19 protein-coding genes are annotated in these 15883 nt (G+C 32.3%); 12 read left to right on the forward strand and 7 right to left on the reverse strand.

Features of this window, described 5'->3' with window-relative positions; all coding sequences use genetic code 11:
- Positions 1-2 precede the first annotated feature (2 nt).
- Both ACIQ06_RS11395 and ACIQ06_RS11400 read right to left on the reverse strand, forming a co-directional pair.
- The gene (locus ACIQ06_RS11395; protein WP_396146418.1) at positions 3-1106 is read right to left on the reverse strand and encodes a GyrI-like domain-containing protein; all 1104 of its coding nucleotides are present in this window, start codon (positions 1104-1106) and stop codon (positions 3-5) included.
- Positions 1107-1225: 119 nt separating this feature from the next.
- Positions 1226-1444 (reverse strand): hypothetical protein, encoded by a 219-nt coding sequence (locus ACIQ06_RS11400; RefSeq protein ID WP_396146419.1) that lies wholly within the window; start codon positions 1442-1444, stop codon positions 1226-1228.
- A 48-nt stretch (positions 1445-1492) separates the two neighbouring features.
- Between ACIQ06_RS11400 and ACIQ06_RS11405 the strand changes: the two genes are divergently transcribed.
- Complete coding sequence (locus ACIQ06_RS11405; protein WP_396146420.1) at positions 1493-1876, forward strand: hypothetical protein; 384 nt, start codon at positions 1493-1495, stop codon at positions 1874-1876.
- 43 nt (positions 1877-1919) lie between these two features.
- On the opposite strand, the gene ACIQ06_RS11410 is transcribed toward ACIQ06_RS11405, so the two are convergent.
- Positions 1920-2414 carry a GNAT family N-acetyltransferase gene (locus ACIQ06_RS11410; protein WP_396146421.1) on the reverse strand — a complete coding sequence of 165 codons (495 nt, stop codon included), beginning with the start codon at positions 2412-2414 and terminating at the stop codon, positions 1920-1922.
- Between the two features lie 265 nt (positions 2415-2679).
- On the opposite strand from ACIQ06_RS11410, the gene menD reads away from it, so the two are divergent.
- A complete protein-coding gene (menD, locus tag ACIQ06_RS11415; protein ID WP_396146423.1) occupies positions 2680-4338 on the forward strand; it encodes a 2-succinyl-5-enolpyruvyl-6-hydroxy-3-cyclohexene-1-carboxylic-acid synthase in 1659 nt (552 codons plus the stop codon).
- Here the strand turns inward: menD and ACIQ06_RS11420 are convergent.
- Complete coding sequence (locus ACIQ06_RS11420) at positions 4335-4772, reverse strand: SET domain-containing protein-lysine N-methyltransferase (protein WP_396146425.1); 438 nt, start codon at positions 4770-4772, stop codon at positions 4335-4337. The genes menD and ACIQ06_RS11420 overlap by 4 nt on opposite strands.
- Before the next feature lie 313 nt (positions 4773-5085).
- Between ACIQ06_RS11420 and ACIQ06_RS11425 the strand changes: the two genes are divergently transcribed.
- Complete coding sequence (locus ACIQ06_RS11425; RefSeq protein ID WP_396146427.1) at positions 5086-5916, forward strand: S1 RNA-binding domain-containing protein; 831 nt, start codon at positions 5086-5088, stop codon at positions 5914-5916.
- Here ACIQ06_RS11425 and ACIQ06_RS11430 read toward each other — a convergent pair.
- The gene (locus tag ACIQ06_RS11430; RefSeq protein WP_396146429.1) at positions 5905-6588 is read right to left on the reverse strand and encodes a hypothetical protein; all 684 of its coding nucleotides are present in this window, start codon (positions 6586-6588) and stop codon (positions 5905-5907) included. The two genes, ACIQ06_RS11425 and ACIQ06_RS11430, sit on opposite strands and share 12 nt — an antisense overlap.
- An 87-nt stretch (positions 6589-6675) precedes the next feature.
- Between ACIQ06_RS11430 and ygiD the strand changes: the two genes are divergently transcribed.
- Positions 6676-7554: a 4,5-DOPA dioxygenase extradiol gene (gene ygiD, locus ACIQ06_RS11435; RefSeq protein ID WP_396146431.1), complete on the forward strand. Its 879-nt coding sequence runs from the start codon at positions 6676-6678 to the stop codon at positions 7552-7554.
- 36 nt (positions 7555-7590) lie between these two features.
- Here the strand turns inward: ygiD and ACIQ06_RS11440 are convergent, their stop codons facing one another.
- Together ACIQ06_RS11440 and ACIQ06_RS11445 are read right to left on the reverse strand one after the other, a co-directional pair.
- Positions 7591-8019: a PH domain-containing protein gene (locus tag ACIQ06_RS11440; RefSeq protein WP_396146433.1), complete on the reverse strand. Its 429-nt coding sequence runs from the start codon at positions 8017-8019 to the stop codon at positions 7591-7593.
- A 2-nt stretch (positions 8020-8021) separates the two neighbouring features.
- Complete coding sequence (locus ACIQ06_RS11445) at positions 8022-8549, reverse strand: hypothetical protein (protein ID WP_396146435.1); 528 nt, start codon at positions 8547-8549, stop codon at positions 8022-8024.
- Between the two features lie 60 nt (positions 8550-8609).
- Here ACIQ06_RS11445 and ACIQ06_RS11450 point away from each other — a divergent pair, with 60 nt between their 5' ends.
- The 8 genes from ACIQ06_RS11450 (at position 8610) to ACIQ06_RS11485 (ending at position 15838) form a co-directional block, all read left to right on the forward strand.
- On the forward strand, positions 8610-9449 hold the full coding sequence (locus ACIQ06_RS11450; protein ID WP_396146437.1) for a 1,4-dihydroxy-2-naphthoyl-CoA synthase: 840 nt from the start codon (positions 8610-8612) through the stop codon (positions 9447-9449).
- 92 nt (positions 9450-9541) lie between these two features.
- Positions 9542-10138, forward strand: a complete 597-nt coding sequence (locus ACIQ06_RS11455) for an outer membrane beta-barrel protein (RefSeq protein ID WP_396146439.1) — start codon at positions 9542-9544, stop codon at positions 10136-10138.
- 3 nt (positions 10139-10141) lie between these two features.
- Entirely contained in the window at positions 10142-10657 is a 516-nt protein-coding gene (locus ACIQ06_RS11460) for a PH domain-containing protein (protein WP_396146441.1), read from the forward strand.
- The gene (locus ACIQ06_RS11465) at positions 10657-12168 is read left to right on the forward strand and encodes a PH domain-containing protein (protein WP_396146443.1); all 1512 of its coding nucleotides are present in this window, start codon (positions 10657-10659) and stop codon (positions 12166-12168) included. The genes ACIQ06_RS11460 and ACIQ06_RS11465 overlap by 1 nt, the downstream gene beginning before the upstream one ends.
- A gap of 83 nt (positions 12169-12251) precedes the next feature.
- Complete coding sequence (locus ACIQ06_RS11470) at positions 12252-12689, forward strand: Imm7 family immunity protein (protein ID WP_396146446.1); 438 nt, start codon at positions 12252-12254, stop codon at positions 12687-12689.
- Between the two features lie 126 nt (positions 12690-12815).
- Positions 12816-13772 (forward strand): 1,4-dihydroxy-2-naphthoate octaprenyltransferase, encoded by a 957-nt coding sequence (gene menA, locus ACIQ06_RS11475; protein WP_298308553.1) that lies wholly within the window; start codon positions 12816-12818, stop codon positions 13770-13772.
- Between the two features lie 11 nt (positions 13773-13783).
- Positions 13784-14461: a metal-dependent hydrolase gene (locus ACIQ06_RS11480; protein ID WP_298308556.1), complete on the forward strand. Its 678-nt coding sequence runs from the start codon at positions 13784-13786 to the stop codon at positions 14459-14461.
- 153 nt (positions 14462-14614) lie between these two features.
- Positions 14615-15838 (forward strand): tetratricopeptide repeat protein, encoded by a 1224-nt coding sequence (locus ACIQ06_RS11485; RefSeq protein WP_396146449.1) that lies wholly within the window; start codon positions 14615-14617, stop codon positions 15836-15838.
- Positions 15839-15883: the final 45 nt, after the last annotated feature.

Here is a 15883-nt window from a genome sequence, read left to right on the forward strand (position 1 = left end):
ATTTATGGAGTAGTAGTTTCGGTAGGAGCAACAACTGGTGCAACAACAGTTGTATCGGCTGGTTTTCTATAAACAGGTCGAGGAGCAGCTTTTGGATAAACAGGAACATAAACTTCAGTTACCCATTTGGATGGACTTTTAATATCATCCATATTTTTAGAATAAACCTCAATAATTTGTTGCGATGTATTTCTAACCAAGTTGTTTTTTGCAATATGTTGATAGGCTTTGTTCCAAGTTTGCTGTGTATGAGAATAATCTCCAGTCAAAGTGGTTTTCAATGCTGTATAAGGTTTAAGTTCACCAGATTCCATATCACTTCCTTCAGAAATATGAATAGAATCTCTTATGGGCATGCAAACAGAAAATCCAACTAAATCATTTGTTCTATCATATTTGTGATAAATAATGAAAGGTTTGCCATTCATTACTAAACTATTTTTTTCAAAGAAACGTCTCATTCTTGGCAACATAATTTTGACGTTGCGAGTAACATCTTTTTCTTTACAAACTTTATACTGTTTTAAGTAAAAGCCTCCTTGTCGATTGACAATTCCGTTAACTTTTATACTAAATGTATTGATTTCAAAATCAAGAGTCTTGTTTAAATTTTCTAAACTTTTTTCGTTAGTATCTCCAACAACACTATTAATTCCGCCTTGAAAAAAGGCTAATACTTTTGATTTAAAATCTAAAGTTCCTTTACTTCTCCAAGTTACTTTAGTGCCACCAATCGTATCTTTAAATTTCCAAAAAATTTCTGAATTTTCACCATTTGAAACCATTTTTTGATAAATACTTTCGTTGTCTTTTACAAAAATAGTTTTTAGGTTTCCATTTCCATCACCGCCTGTCCAAGAGCACGAAGCTCCTTTTCCAGAAGTAAGTTCTGGGTAAGTAAATTTTATGGATTCATCTTCTAGAATCCAAGAACTAAAGGTTTCCCAATTTCTATAATCGTTGATGTAATTAAAAACAGTTGCTTTAGGATTCTTGATTACCTTACTTCGAGTTACATCATAATTTGCTTGCTGAGTTGAAACAAAAACAGTTAGTCCTACGAGTATTAGGAATAATAATAAAAAGATGTATTTAAGTATTCTCATTAGAGGTTAAGAATTCGCGACGTAAATGTAAGAAATTAATTTTATTATTAAACAATTCTAAATGTAGAAGTTATTTTACAATTGAATTCGTAATTAATATTTCTTTTAGGCGCTAATTTTTAATGCTTTAAGAAAATTTTGATTAAAAAAAGAAGCAAGATAAAACCAAAGAAACCCAATAGTATTTTGTAATTTCCTTTATAAAATTTGTTGTGTAATGCTTTATCTTTTCCGTAAGCATAAATCATTGCTATGATAAAAGCAACTAAAAATAGACCAGCAAATACCCATTGACCAGTTGTAAACATATTCTCTAATTTTTCAACAAATTTAGGCAATTGAAATCATAATTTGTATTTTGGCTTCATAAATTAATTACAAATAAAATGCAAGACAAACTTAATGCAGTAAAAGAGTTTCACACTGCTTTCAAAATCGGATACAGTGAAAATATGAAAGCTAGTTTGGGTGAAAGTAAAAACCTACTTCGCTTTAATTTAATGAAAGAAGAAAATGAGGAGTACCTAGAAGCAGCTCAAAACGATGATATTGTAGAAATTGCCGATGCTCTTGGTGATATGCTTTATATTTTATGTGGAACCATTATAGAACACGGATTACAACACAAAATAGAAGAAGTATTTGAAGAAATCCAAAGAAGTAACATGAGTAAACTAGGCGATGACGGAAAGCCAATTTACAGAGAAGACGGAAAAGTAATGAAAGGACCGAATTATTTCAAGCCGAATTTTGAGGATATTTTGAAGTAGTTGTCGGTTGTCGGTTGTCTGTTGTCAGTTGGGAATTCGAAACTTACAACATCTTCTGAACAAAAACACTGTGTAACCAGCGGTCAAATTTGAATCCGGAATCTTTTATGGTTCCTGCAATTTCAAATCCAAATTTTTTATGAAATTCAATGCTGCTTTGGTTTTCTGAATCAATTACGCCAATCATTGTATGGAGTTTTTGAGCTATTGCTAAATCAATTAAGTTTTCTAAAATCAATTTACCAATGCCTTTTCCAATGTGATTGGGATGCGCATAAACCGAATGTTCTACGGTAAATCTATAAGCTTCACGAAATCGGAATTCACTATAATAGCCAAATCCAATTACGATTTCATTTTCAGTTGCAACAATAATTGGAAATCCTTTTTTTAGTTTGTCATCAAAAATCGCAATCTGATTTTCTAAACTTCGTGGTTCATAATCATATAAAGCAGTCGAATTTAGAATATTATAATTAATAATTTCTAAAATAGCTTGCGTATCTTCAATTTGGTAAGGTCTGATTTTGATTTCCATGATTCAAAAATAGTATTTTTTAAAATTATGACGAAATTAAAGCTTTCAGAGTTTATTTAATTAAAAACTCTTGTTACTTTTTATATTACCGCAAATTCGCAAATTATTTTTATTTCAAAATTACAAATTTGCGAATTTGCGGTTATTTTATTTTATTTATAAATAGTTTAATTTAAACTCAAAAAATAACTTTGTACTTTTGTATAAATTAAAAGCCTTTGTGTCTTAGTCTCGTTATTAAACGAGATGGCAAAAAAATAATAAAATGACGTACCCAAAAATACCTTTAGCACAATCTATCATCGAAATACTTCGTGCCAAAGGAATCACAACCATAATAATTTCTCCAGGTTCAAGAAACGCACCTTTAACCATCGGATTTGCTAGTCATCCAGATTTTACTTGTTATAGCATTGCAGACGAACGTTCGGCAGCTTTTTTTGCTGTAGGAATGGCACAACAACTCAAGAAACCAGTTGCTGTGGTTTGTACTTCTGGTTCGGCTTTATTAAATTATTATCCAGCTTTTGCAGAAGCATTTTACAGTCAAATACCATTTGTTGTAATTTCTGCAGATAGACCACAAAGCAAAATTGATATTGGTGACGGACAAACCATTCGTCAAGAAAACGTATTTGCCAATCATTCGTTATTCAATGCCAATCTTACCGAAAATGCCTCCGATGAGAATGATTTTTTAATCAATGAAGCCATCAATACGGCTTTCGCCAAAAAAGGTCCAGTGCATATCAACGCGCCTTTTGAAGAACCTTTGTACGAAATGGTTTCTGAATTAACAGTGGAACCTAAAGTGATTTCGGTAACGGCAAAAGAATTTATTTACGACGAACCCATTTCAGAATATGCCAACATTTGGAACACTTCCAAAAAGAAATTAGTTCTTGTTGGAGTAAACGAACCCAATGCAGTTGAACAAAAGTTTCTCGATAAATTAGCCAACGATCCTTCGGTTGTGGTGATGATTGAAACAACTTCCAATTTGCATCATCCAAAGTTTATTAATACCATTGATTCGATAATTACGCCATTCACACATGAAGATTTTCTAGATTTTCAACCCGAAATTTTAGTAACTTTTGGTGGAATGATTGTTTCCAAACGTATCAAAGCTTTTCTAAGAAAATACAAACCAAATCACCATTGGCACATAGATGATTTAAGAGCTTACGATACTTTTGATTGTTTGACCAAACATTTTGAAGTGCAACCCAATTTGTTTTTTCAATCCTTCTTTATGTTAACAGAAACGGTTGAAAGCAATTACAATCAATATGCTCAAAATATCAAAGCATTGCGTCAAAAACGAAGTCTAGACTATTTAGCCAAAATCCCATTTACCGATTTTAAAGTATTTGAAAAATTGATTCCGGCTTTGCCTAAGAATTCGCAGTTGCAAATTAGTAACAGTTCGCCCATTCGATACGCACAATTATTTGATATAGAAAAAAGCATTGAAGTTTTTAGCAATAGAGGAACAAGCGGCATCGACGGAAGTACATCAACCGCAATTGGTGCAGCTGTTGCAAGTAAAAAGCCAAACGTATTCATTGCAGGCGATATCGGATTTTTATATGACAGCAACGCACTTTGGAACAATTACATTCCAAAAAATTTCAAAATTATTTTGATTAATAATGGAGGTGGAGGTATTTTCAGAATTCTTCCAGGTCATGATGAAACGCCAGTTTTTAATACGTTTTTTGAAACTTCTCATTGCTTAACGGCGGAACATTTATGCAAAATGTACGGATTGAACTATCTTACAGCCAGTACCGAAACTACTTTAGAAGAAAGTTTAAAAGCAATGTTTTCAAATGATGAAAAACCAACGTTATTAGAAGTTTTTACACCAACTTTAGAAAACGATAAGGTTTTGTTGCAGTATTTTAGGGAGTTGGTTTAGGAATGTTTCTTCCAATACTTCTTACCATAATCACAGAAAATTTCTTCGCCAGATTTTATTTTTTTAATTGCAATCAGAGACACATTATTATTATCGTCTAAGGTGATTTTGGCATTGTTTTTAAAATTGTCCCGAAACTTCGGGATTGAAAAACCACTAGCATCATTAGCATATTTTGCAAAGCAATCCGTGTTTTTGCAATCTAAAATACTTCCGTTGTGTAGATTCATAAAGTATTGATTGGCGTTATTTTTTGCTCTCGAATCAGCTTCAATATTAGATAAGATTTCTCCTTTAAAAATCGAAATAATTTCGTCTTTATAAATGTCAATAGCTGTAAATAAACCATTCCCTGAACTAGGAAGTTGAGAAGTTTGGATATACAAATAATCCGATTCTTCGGCTTGAATTTTATTTTGGTCGTTTTTTGACATTTTGAATATATAGTACTCAAATATAATCAATTTCAATACAAACCATCAAATCATAATTTATAATTTATAATTCATAATTCATAATTGCTATTTTGTACCTTTGCACAAATTATACGCATATTATGAAATCGCCATTAACAACAAGTTGCGCAAGCAAACACCAATAAATAAAAAAGCGATTCCATATATGACCGTTAAAAAATTATATTTTACATATATGAAATCGCCACTAACAAAAAGTTTGTTGCAAACAAACACCAATGATTAAAAAGGCGATACCATATGTTACCTCTAAAAAATAAAATTTAAACATATGAAAATTGGACAGTTTAATACACTAACGATAGATAGAGATACTCAAGTAGGTTTATTTCTTACCAATGGAAAAGAGGATGTTTTATTACCTAATAAATACGTCCCAAAAGTATTTGAGATTGGTGAAGAAATGACAGTCTTCGTTTATCTTGATCATGAAGAACGTCCAGTAGCTACTACTTTAGTGCCTTATATTTTCTTAAATGAGTTTGCACTTTTACGAGTAAATTACATCAATCAAATTGGTGCCTTTATGGATTGGGGAATGGAGAAAGACATTCTGGTTCCGTTTAAAGAGCAAGCACGTCCTATGGAAAAAGGAAAACGCTACTTAGTGTATCTTTATATGGACGAAAAAACAAATAGGTTAGTGGCTTCTAGTAAAACCAATCAGTTTTTAGATAACGAAAACATTACTGTTGAAAAAGGAGAAGAAGTAGATTTAATAATTTCACACATTACCGAAATCGGAATCAACGTAATCATCAACCAAAAACACAAAGGTTTGGTTTATAAAGATGAAGTTTATGACGATGCCATTCGTACTGGTGACAAAATGAAAGGCTATATAAAATTGGTGCGTCCTGACGGAAAAATTGATGTATCGTTACATAAACAAGGTTTTGAAAACATCGAACCCAATTCAGAAATTATCATGAACGAATTGAGAGCCAGTAGAGGTTTCTTACGATTGAATGATAACTCTAATCCAGAAGATATTAAGACGGTTTTGAAAATGAGTAAGAAAACCTTCAAAAAAGCAATCGGACTTTTGTACAAAGAGAAATTGATTGAAATTAAAGAGGATGGGATTTATTTAGTTGGTTAATACCGTTTCATTCAAAATCCATTTTTCAACTAGTTTTTCATTTTCGGTAATAGCAACGATGTAGTATTTTTTACTTACAAAAGCTTTCGATTCTGTTATACTTTCTTTTTTTACGCCTTCATGATTGATGTAATTGGAATGAATGAAAAATACTTCATTGTTTTCTTTCAGTAAATACCCAACGTGAAAATCCAAACCCACAAAATATAGTCCGTCTTTTTTAGTAGCGATAAAATGTTTTTTAAGCTCACTCGGACTTTTTTCTAAAACTTCAATTGCTCCTTTTATTTGAAGTAGTTCAGCTTCCTTTTTTGGATCTTTTTGAGCTAATTTATAGCGGTTTAATTTAAATCCAGCATGACTTAAAGTAGTCGAAACAAAATAACCACAAGCAATTTCACCTTGCTTTGGAATTGCGGTGTAACCATCAAAAGACCATTTTGTTCCGTACCAAAACGGAATTATTGTGGACATTAAATTTTTAGTTATTACTTGTTTAGTAGATTGTAATAATGCTTTCTTTTCTTGTGCAGAAGCCTTCAAATAGTTAACTTTTATTGCTTTTCGTTGTGTTTCAATTTTGTTTTTAGCTATTGAATAATCACTTTTTGCATTTTGATTTATAGTAGAGAATATAAAAAACGTAAGTAGTATTAGTATTTTAATTTTCATGAGTTTTATTTAAGATTTAAAACGTTGTTAATTATTATTTAGTATAGGAAATAATTCCATATATTTGTATATACAAATGTTAGAATCTTGGAAAGAAAAACATTTATAAAAACACTAATAGGAGGAGCAGCTATGGCATCATTACAGCCTTTTTACAATTGGACTAAAGAGTTAACAGAACAAGAAGAAAAACTTCCAGCATTGTTTATTGGTCACGGTTCACCAATGAACGGAATTGAAGACAATGAGTTTTCGAGAACTTGGGCAAAATTCGGAAAAGAAATTCCGAAACCTAAAGCTGTTTTAGTTATTTCAGCTCACTGGTTAACGAATGGAACGCACATTACCGCTATGGAAAATCCCAAAACGATTCATGATTTTGGTGGTTTTCCGCAAGCGTTGTTTGATGTTGAATATCCTGCAAAAGGAAGTCCAGAATTGGCAAAAGCAACCTCCGAATTAATTACCTCAACCAATGTTGGCTTAGACCACGATTGGGGTTTAGACCACGGAACTTGGACAGTTGTGCGCCACATGTATCCCAATGCAGATATTCCTGTATTGCAATTGAGTATTGATTATAACAAACCTCCACAATATCATTATGATTTGGCCAAACAATTGGCTTCGTTAAGAAAAAAAGGAGTTCTAATTATTGGAAGCGGAAATATGGTGCACAACCTTCGCATGGTTGCTTGGGACAAACTTCAAGAACCAGAATATGGTTTTGATTGGGCAATAGAAATGAATACAATCTTCAAAGAAAAAATAGGAAATAATGATTTCAAATCGCTAATTGAATACGAGAAACTTAATGCAGCAGCCAAACTTGCTATTCCAACCCCAGATCATTATTATCCGTTGTTGTACAGCATCGCTTTGCAAGACAGTAAAGACGAGGTTAGTTTCTTTAATGATAAGCCAGTTGGAGGTTCTTTAACTATGACTTCTGTGAAAATAGGATAAATAAAAAAGGTAAGCATTACGCTTACCTTTTTTATATTAAATCACTTCAATTTTCGGATTTATCTTCTTAATTTCCTCAATAAAAAGATCACTCATTTTAGGTGAAATAAACAAATCATCAAACTGATTGTAAGTCACAATAAAACCCTTAGTGTCTAAAGCTGGTTTCAACATTACTGGAACATTCAATCCTGAAAAACGCTTTATGGATTTGATTTTGGTGATATCAACTCTACCACGAATTGGTCCCGAACGATATAAAAGAAAGTTGTTTTTAATAACATATCTCGTATCCAACAAGACCCAAAGAATAAAAGCAGTTACCAAGGATATAATGATAATGGGAGCAATAGGAATATTTCCTTTGGTTAAGTTTAAAACTAACATAGTAATTAAAAACAATACTAAACCCCATAGGATAGCAATGGTAAAAGTGTTTTTTGAGGATAGAAATCGTTTCTTCATTATTATTTTTCAATTAATTTAAATGATTTTACAAATTGTAAAGCAGCTTCAGCTTTAGTATTTCCCATTATAATCAGAATAAAGAAATGATTTTCTTTTACAATACAAAGGGCTTCCATATCAACTTCACCAGCTGTTCCACCAAATTTTGTTGCTTTATATTTACCATCATACAAGAAAGTTTCATCCATTGTTGAGGTGTATTTTCCTTCCATTTGGGTTTCAAAATTTTTAATAGCACCATTTTTTGCGCCATCCAAAATTCCTTGTACACCAACATCTCCAAGTTTTTTTATCAATTCAGCAGGGTATATATTTTCTGAAAGTGTAATAACAAAATCTTCACCTTCACAAGTGTAAGCGGTACTTTCTATTTTTCCGGCTTTAGTATCCACTTGGTTTTTCTCCACTTCTGGCTTTGTTGGAAAGGCAGCCATAAATCCTGCATCAGGAAAAGCGGTTGCTTTTACTTGTGATGTAGCTGTTAATGAATAGGTTAAAACAAATAAAGCAACAAATAAATTTTTCATAAAGAACTTTCTTTTTAAATAAGTCATAAAAATAGTATTTTTACGCTTAAAAAAAAGAATATGTCAGAAATTAATTGGGTAGTCGCTAAAGAATTTGAAGATATAACCTATAAAAAATGCAATGGGGTAGCGAGAATTGCATTCAATCGACCAGATGTACGCAACGCATTTCGTCCAAAAACTACAGCAGAGTTACTACAAGCCTTTCACGATGCACAAGAAGATACTTCTATTGGAGTGGTGTTGCTTTCTGCTGAAGGTCCAAGTTCTAAAGACGGAATCTGGTCATTTTGTAGTGGTGGCGATCAAAAAGCAAGAGGACATCAAGGGTATGTAGGTGATGACGGATACCATAGATTAAATATTTTAGACGTTCAACGATTAATTCGTTTCATGCCCAAAGCGGTAATTTGCGTTGTTCCAGGTTGGGCCGTTGGTGGCGGACACAGTCTTCACGTAGTTTGCGATTTGACACTTGCCAGTAAAGAACACGCTATTTTCAAACAAACCGATGCAGATGTAACTAGTTTTGATGGTGGATATGGTTCAGCTTATTTAGCTAAAATGGTCGGACAAAAGAAAGCTAGAGAAATCTTTTTCTTAGGAAGAAACTATTCCGCACAAGAAGCTTTTGAAATGGGAATGGTAAATGCCGTAATTCCGCACGATGAATTAGAAGCTACTGCCTACGAATGGGCACAAGAAATATTAGCCAAATCACCAACGTCTATCAAAATGCTAAAATTCGCTATGAATTTAACAGACGACGGTATGGTAGGACAACAAGTTTTTGCAGGCGAAGCAACAAGACTAGCTTACATGACCGACGAAGCCAAAGAAGGAAGAGATGCGTTCCTAGAAAAACGTAAGCCTAACTTCGATAAAAAATGGTTGCCTTAATTTAGTTGTCAGTGTTCAGTGTTCAGTGTTCAGTTGTCGGTTATCAGTTTAAATACACAGTTTGTCATTCCGTAGGAATCTATAATTTTACCATGAAAAACATAATAATTTTAAGTTTACTATTGTTATTATCTATTAAATCTAACTCTCAAGAGAAGGTAAAGGAGGATGGTAATAAATTTTTGATTTCATTACATTACACAGGAAATAGTAGAAATAACAATTTTGTTAGTGATAACTATAATGGAATTCTTGGTTTGAACGCTCATTATGTTTTGTTCAATAACGAATTGATTAGTGTTCAAGGTGGATTGGGATTAGATTATTTTCAAGGTCGAGTTATTGATAATCAAGTTGATTTAAAAAACAGAGTAATGGTTAATCCAAATTTTGGAATTGAGTTTAATGCTAGTAAAACATTCAAACCTTTTTTTAATTTAGGATACTCTTTTTTTTCGGCTAAATATGTCATCAAAACAACTAATTTGAACCTTTTTGACCCAATGGATCCTGCTTTTCAAGCTAGAAGTTTTGAAATCACAGAAACTTATAATAGTCTTTCAATCAATCCTGGATTTAGACTTTATTTTAATGATAAAGTTTACTTTCAAACAGATTATAAATACTTACCAATAGAATCTAACATTAATGCACATATCCTAGCTTTGGGAATAGGTCTAAAATTTTAATTTATGGAAGAATTTACCAACGAAGTTATAGATACCAAGCAACTTCCTCGATATGAAGAAGTGCAATTGACACCTTTGCATCCAAAGTATTGGAAAGTTGCACTTATAAACTTTTCTATCGTATTTTTTATTATTGGTATTGCTTTGACATTGCTTTGGTTCAATAAAGAAGAATTTTCAGATATTGGATTGTATTTTGCAATTACTTATTTCGTTGTGCTTTTATTTTCTTTATTAATTAATCGAATTGCTTTCAAGAAAAAAGCCTATGCCTTCAGAAATCACGATGTAATTTACAGAAGTGGTATTATTTCAACCAATACTATGGTAATTCCTTATAATAGAGTACAACACGTTGCATTACATGAAGGTTTTGTTTCTAGAATCTTTGGTTTAGCCAAAGTAGAAATCTTCACTGCCGGAGGAAGCTCAAGCGATTTAGAAATTCCAGGTATCGAAAAGGAAGAAGCCGAAAACATCAAACAGTTATTGATGGGTAAAATTCAAAAGCAACTGTAATGGAAACCAATTTCAATCAGCCACAAAGACAATCCTCTATTGGAGTTTTGATCATGTTTGTTGATTCTTTGCAGAAATTCGCAAGGGCTTTTTGGCCTATTATTCTAGTTTCTCTTTTTAAAGTAGATAATCTTAGCAAATTGTATGTGTTTTTAGCAATCATTGGTGTAATAGTAGTTGTTGGTGTTATTGCTTATTTAAGATATTTAAATTTTACATTCTATATAGACGATGTGAACGACGAGTTTATCGTTAATGATGGTGTAATCAACAAAACTAAAACTACCATTCAGCTCAATAAAATCCAACAAGTAAATATTCATCAAAATCTTGTGCAACGTCTTATAGGTGTTTATGCTTTGAGCGTTGATACTGCAGGTAGTGATAAAAAAGAAGGCAACATCAAAGCTATTTCGCATCCATTGGCATTGGCATTGAAATCAAAATTATTAGACAATGAAAATCTGAAAACAGTTGTTTCTGACGAGAATGCTACTGAGGTTCAAGAGGCAATTCCGACATCAGAAACACATCCTTTTCTAAAAATCAATCTTGCTAGTTTATTTAAAATTGGAATTACGTCTAATTATGTTAAAAGCATTGGATTGATTCTAACGTTCTTTTTTACCATTATAGAAAATCTACATCAAATAGGAAAAGAAGATGTTATTAACGAAGATAAAATCGAGACAGCAATAAGCAATTATCCAGTTATCTATGCGATTCTTGTATTTGTTGTAGTGATGTTTACTATTATATTTCTAATCAATATCGTTAGAACAATTGTCAAGTATTTCAATTTTTCTATCGCTAAGCAAAAAGGTTCTTTGTTACTTTCTTACGGATTAATTAACACGGAAAGTACTATTCTAAAACCAGAAAAAGTGCAAATCGTTAACATTTCAAGAAATTACTTTCAGAAAAAACTTAATGTACTCGAAATCAAAATCAAGCAAGCTACAAGCGATGAAAAGAAGCAGAAAAAGAATTTAATTGAAATTCCGGGATGTAATTCGCTAGAGCGCGATGAAATTCTAAAACTGCTTTTCAACCAATTGCCAGAAAGAGGAGTGATGATGCGACCTAATTTTCGTAAATTAGTTTTCTCTATTTTTCTAACAATTATCTTACCTTTAACAGGATTTTTTATCTTTGGTACTAAAGTAGATGCCATTGTATTTCAATACAGCCATTTTGCTGTTTTTTATACAGTATTTTTGTTGTTAATTCACGTATTCGGATTTAGAAATTACCGTTTATTTGTAAGTGATAATCATATCATCAAACAAAGTGGCGCTTGGGATGTAGACAATGAAATAATCGAAATTAAAAAAATACAAGCCATTACAACCTCACAATTGTTTTGGCACAAAAACCTAAATATTGGTTCGTTAACTTTGCACACAGCAGGAGGTAACTTATCGTTTTATTTAGGCGAATACAATACAATAAAAGAATATGTAAATCTGTGGCTGTACGAAATAGAAACCTCAGACAGCAACTGGATGTAATTTTAGTAAAAAGTAATTAGCTAATAGGTAATAGTAATTAGTTAACAGTAAGTTTAGAACGACGGCGGTAAAATAAAATTAAAATGTATAATTGTCAAGGTTGGATTGTTTTGAGAATAAGCCCAAATAGCATAAAAGATATTGAAATATGTTCTCAAGAATATGATGACTTAGAAGATGAATTTATTCGGAAGTTTATCGAAAAAGTGCTAAAGGAACTAAAAAGAATAAGTAGCGAAAATCATTTTATAAAATATGAATTAATTAGTTTTAATAATATGTCTGATTTTCTAACAATTCAGTATTCTAGAAACCATAAGTCAGATGTAATTATAAAATTCTTTGAATTTGTTGCAAATTTAGGAAATGGTTCGCATGGATTATTATACGAAACGAATGATGAAGATATAGATTTTCAGAATGAAAAACCTTATAAATTATACAGATTATTAGGAAGTAAATTTGAAGAAATTGAAGAGAAAATATTTAATGGTAATTTAAATGGTTTAGAATATTTATAAATACTTACCGCTAACCGCCGTGAATAGTGATTAGTAAATAAGAATTAAAATAAACGTGAATACTATTTTTCTTCTAAACTTTTAAACCCTTAAACTAAAAGATTAAACTTTTAAACATTTTAAAAAATGAAACACTGGATTGAAGCCGCACGAGTAAGAACCTTACCACTTTCTGTATCCGGAATATTGGTAGGTAGTTTCTACGCTATGTCTCAAGGAATTTTCAATTGGAAAATTGTGATTTTAGCACTTTCTACTACCTTAGGATTGCAAATCCTTTCCAATTTCGCCAACGATTATGGCGACGGAGTAAAAGGAACAGACAACGAAGATAGAATAGGACCAAAGCGCGCCATTCAAAGCGGATTAATCACGCCAGGTGAAATGCGTTATGCTATATTCATTACAGCATTTTTGACCTTAGTTTCAGCAATGTTATTGATTTACGTATCGTTCAAAGGAAAGTATTTTCTTTACTCGATTATTTTCTTTGTTTTAGGAATTCTAGCTATTGCATCTGCAATTCGTTATACTGTTGGTAAAAACCCTTATGGCTACAGAGGCTTGGGCGATGTTTTTGTTTTCACGTTCTTCGGATTGGTAAGTACATTTGGAGTATACTTCATGTTTGCCAAACAAATCGATTGGTTGTTATTCCTTCCTGCAACTGCTATTGGATTACTAAGTGTAGGGGTTTTGAACCTAAACAACATGCGTGACGAAGAATCCGATAGAAAGTCGGGTAAAAATACTATTGTTGTTAAAAATGGTGGAGCTTGGGCTAAGAAGTATCATTATTTCTTAATCATTACAGCAATGGTTCTAATGCTAGCTTTTGCCTTAATTTTCGATTTTAGTTACAGAGATCCAAATCCAGGACGATTCAATTTCGATTTGTATTTCTTCTTAATTGCTTATTTTCCTATAATCGCACATCTTAAAAGAGTTGCTAAAAATAAAGAACACAAATTGCTAGATCCTGAGTTAAAGAAATTAGCACTTAGTACTTTTCTTTTATCAGTACTATTGTCATTATCACTTATCTATTTACTCTCTGACTTTTTAATTTTTTATACTAATTAATTAAATAACCCATGAAAATCACATTCTACGGACACGCCTGCATCGGAATTGAAGTAAGCGGAAAAAATATCTTGGTCGATCCATTCATCACTGCCAATCCAAAAGCAAGTCATATTGATATAAATTCGCTCAAAGCAGATTATATTTTACTTACTCACGCGCACCAAGACCACATTCTCGATGCAGAAGCTATTGCAAAGCGCACAGACGCAACTATTGTCTCTAACTATGAAGTAGCAGTACATTACGGAAATAAAGGCTTAAAATACCATCCAATGAATCATGGCGGAAGTTGGCAATTTGATTTTGGTAAAGTAAAATTAGTCAATGCCATCCACTCAAGCTCTTTCCCAGACGGAAGCTATGGCGGAAATCCATGTGGTTTCGTAATCGAAGGCGAACACAAAAACATTTATATCTCTGGAGATACAGCGCTTACAATGGATATGAAACTTATTCCAATGCGCACTAAACTCGATTTGGCAATTTTGTCCATCGGAAACAACTTCACTATGGATGTTGAGGACGCCATTCTTGCTGCCGATTTTGTAGATTGCGATAAAGTACTTGGAGTGCACTTCGACACCTTCGGATATATCGAAATCAACCACGACGAAGCCAAAAAGAAATTCTTTGATGCAGGCAAAGACCTAATGTTATTAGAAATCGGTCAAAGTATTAAGCTTTAAATTTAGGAGCGAATGGTATGGTAATTGTTATCAACCTTATTCCTGCTGTACGCACTACATGGTAGTTGCTTCCATCAGGGCTAATTAGTAATTGTATTGAATAGAAATCAGAATCTAAAACAACATCTGATTTTAAAATAAAAGAAAATCTTAATGAAACTTAATATCTTACTGGTTCAAAAAATAAAAATAGTTGTCTTATTTTTCTCAGCAACAATAGCTTCTGCACAATCTAAAGACGGTTATTGGGACAATGTTCGAACCACCAACGAAACCATTATTCTAAAAGCCGGAGAGAAAAAAGTAATCAAGACAGCCGATTTTCCCGAAGGAACTACAGAGATAGTTTACCGAATTACACTTCTAGACGACAACCAAAAACTATCTTCTAGTTTGGTTTCTGTTCTTAAAGCCATTCCCGATCCAACAGGAATCAGTCAAGGAACTGCTGGAGTTATTTTTTTGGCATCTTCTATTTCTGGTGACGACAAAACCAAATATGCTATTTTCTCGCAATCAAAAGACGCAGAGGAGTTTCTAACAGCTGAGAAACCTAACAAAGCTTGTTTATATCAAGAAACACCTGTCAACAAAGAAGCACGTTTGCTTAAAGCCAAAGATTCGGATTGTTTTAACGCTAAAACTCAAAATCTTTACTTCGTTTTCGAAAGTGATAATTGGGTGATGAAAGAAAAAGTAATCCTAGAAGTAGTGCCTTGGATTGACAACAAAGCCAGCCGCGGTTGGAATAACGATACTAAAAAAGAATTACTCAAAGTAGCTCAAAATCTAGAGTTAGCTAAATCATTAAACAAGAAAGAAGAATTCTACGCTTTGTTTCTAGAAAACATTTCTAAGAAATACAAAGCAAGTGAATACAACCAATTGCTTACTGTTGAAAAAAATAGAGCTACAGAGTTAGCTATTGAGGAAAGCTTACGTCAAACTGGTGAAATCAATAAATATTACGGAGCAATAAGAAATAAATCGGTTGCCTTATTCAACAAAGGAAAAATTCAAGAAGCTATTGAAGTCATTAATACAGACATCATCAATAAAAACAAAGCCACAAGTGCTGATTATGCCTTGTTAGGAGGTTATTATTTGGTAACCAAACAATTTGCCAAAGCAGAACAAGCTTACAACACAGGTTTAAAACTTAATCCATCTGATATTATTTTTCAACTCAAATTGGCTCATGTGTATATGTTTACCAATAGATTGTCAATGGCCAAAGCTCTTCATAAATCATTTTCCAATCAAAACATAGAAAGCAACAAAACTTGGAAAGAACAAGTAAATGATGATTTTAAAGAGTTTCAAAAATTCGGATTACCATCAGAAAACTTCAAAAAGATTTTACGAGTTTTAGAATAGTCTATCTCTAACAATCCAATAATCTAAAAATCTAGCAATCCAACA

Origin of the sequence: Flavobacterium sp., from assembly GCF_044341265.1 — a bacterium.
In the GTDB taxonomy this organism is placed as follows: domain Bacteria; phylum Bacteroidota; class Bacteroidia; order Flavobacteriales; family Flavobacteriaceae; genus Flavobacterium.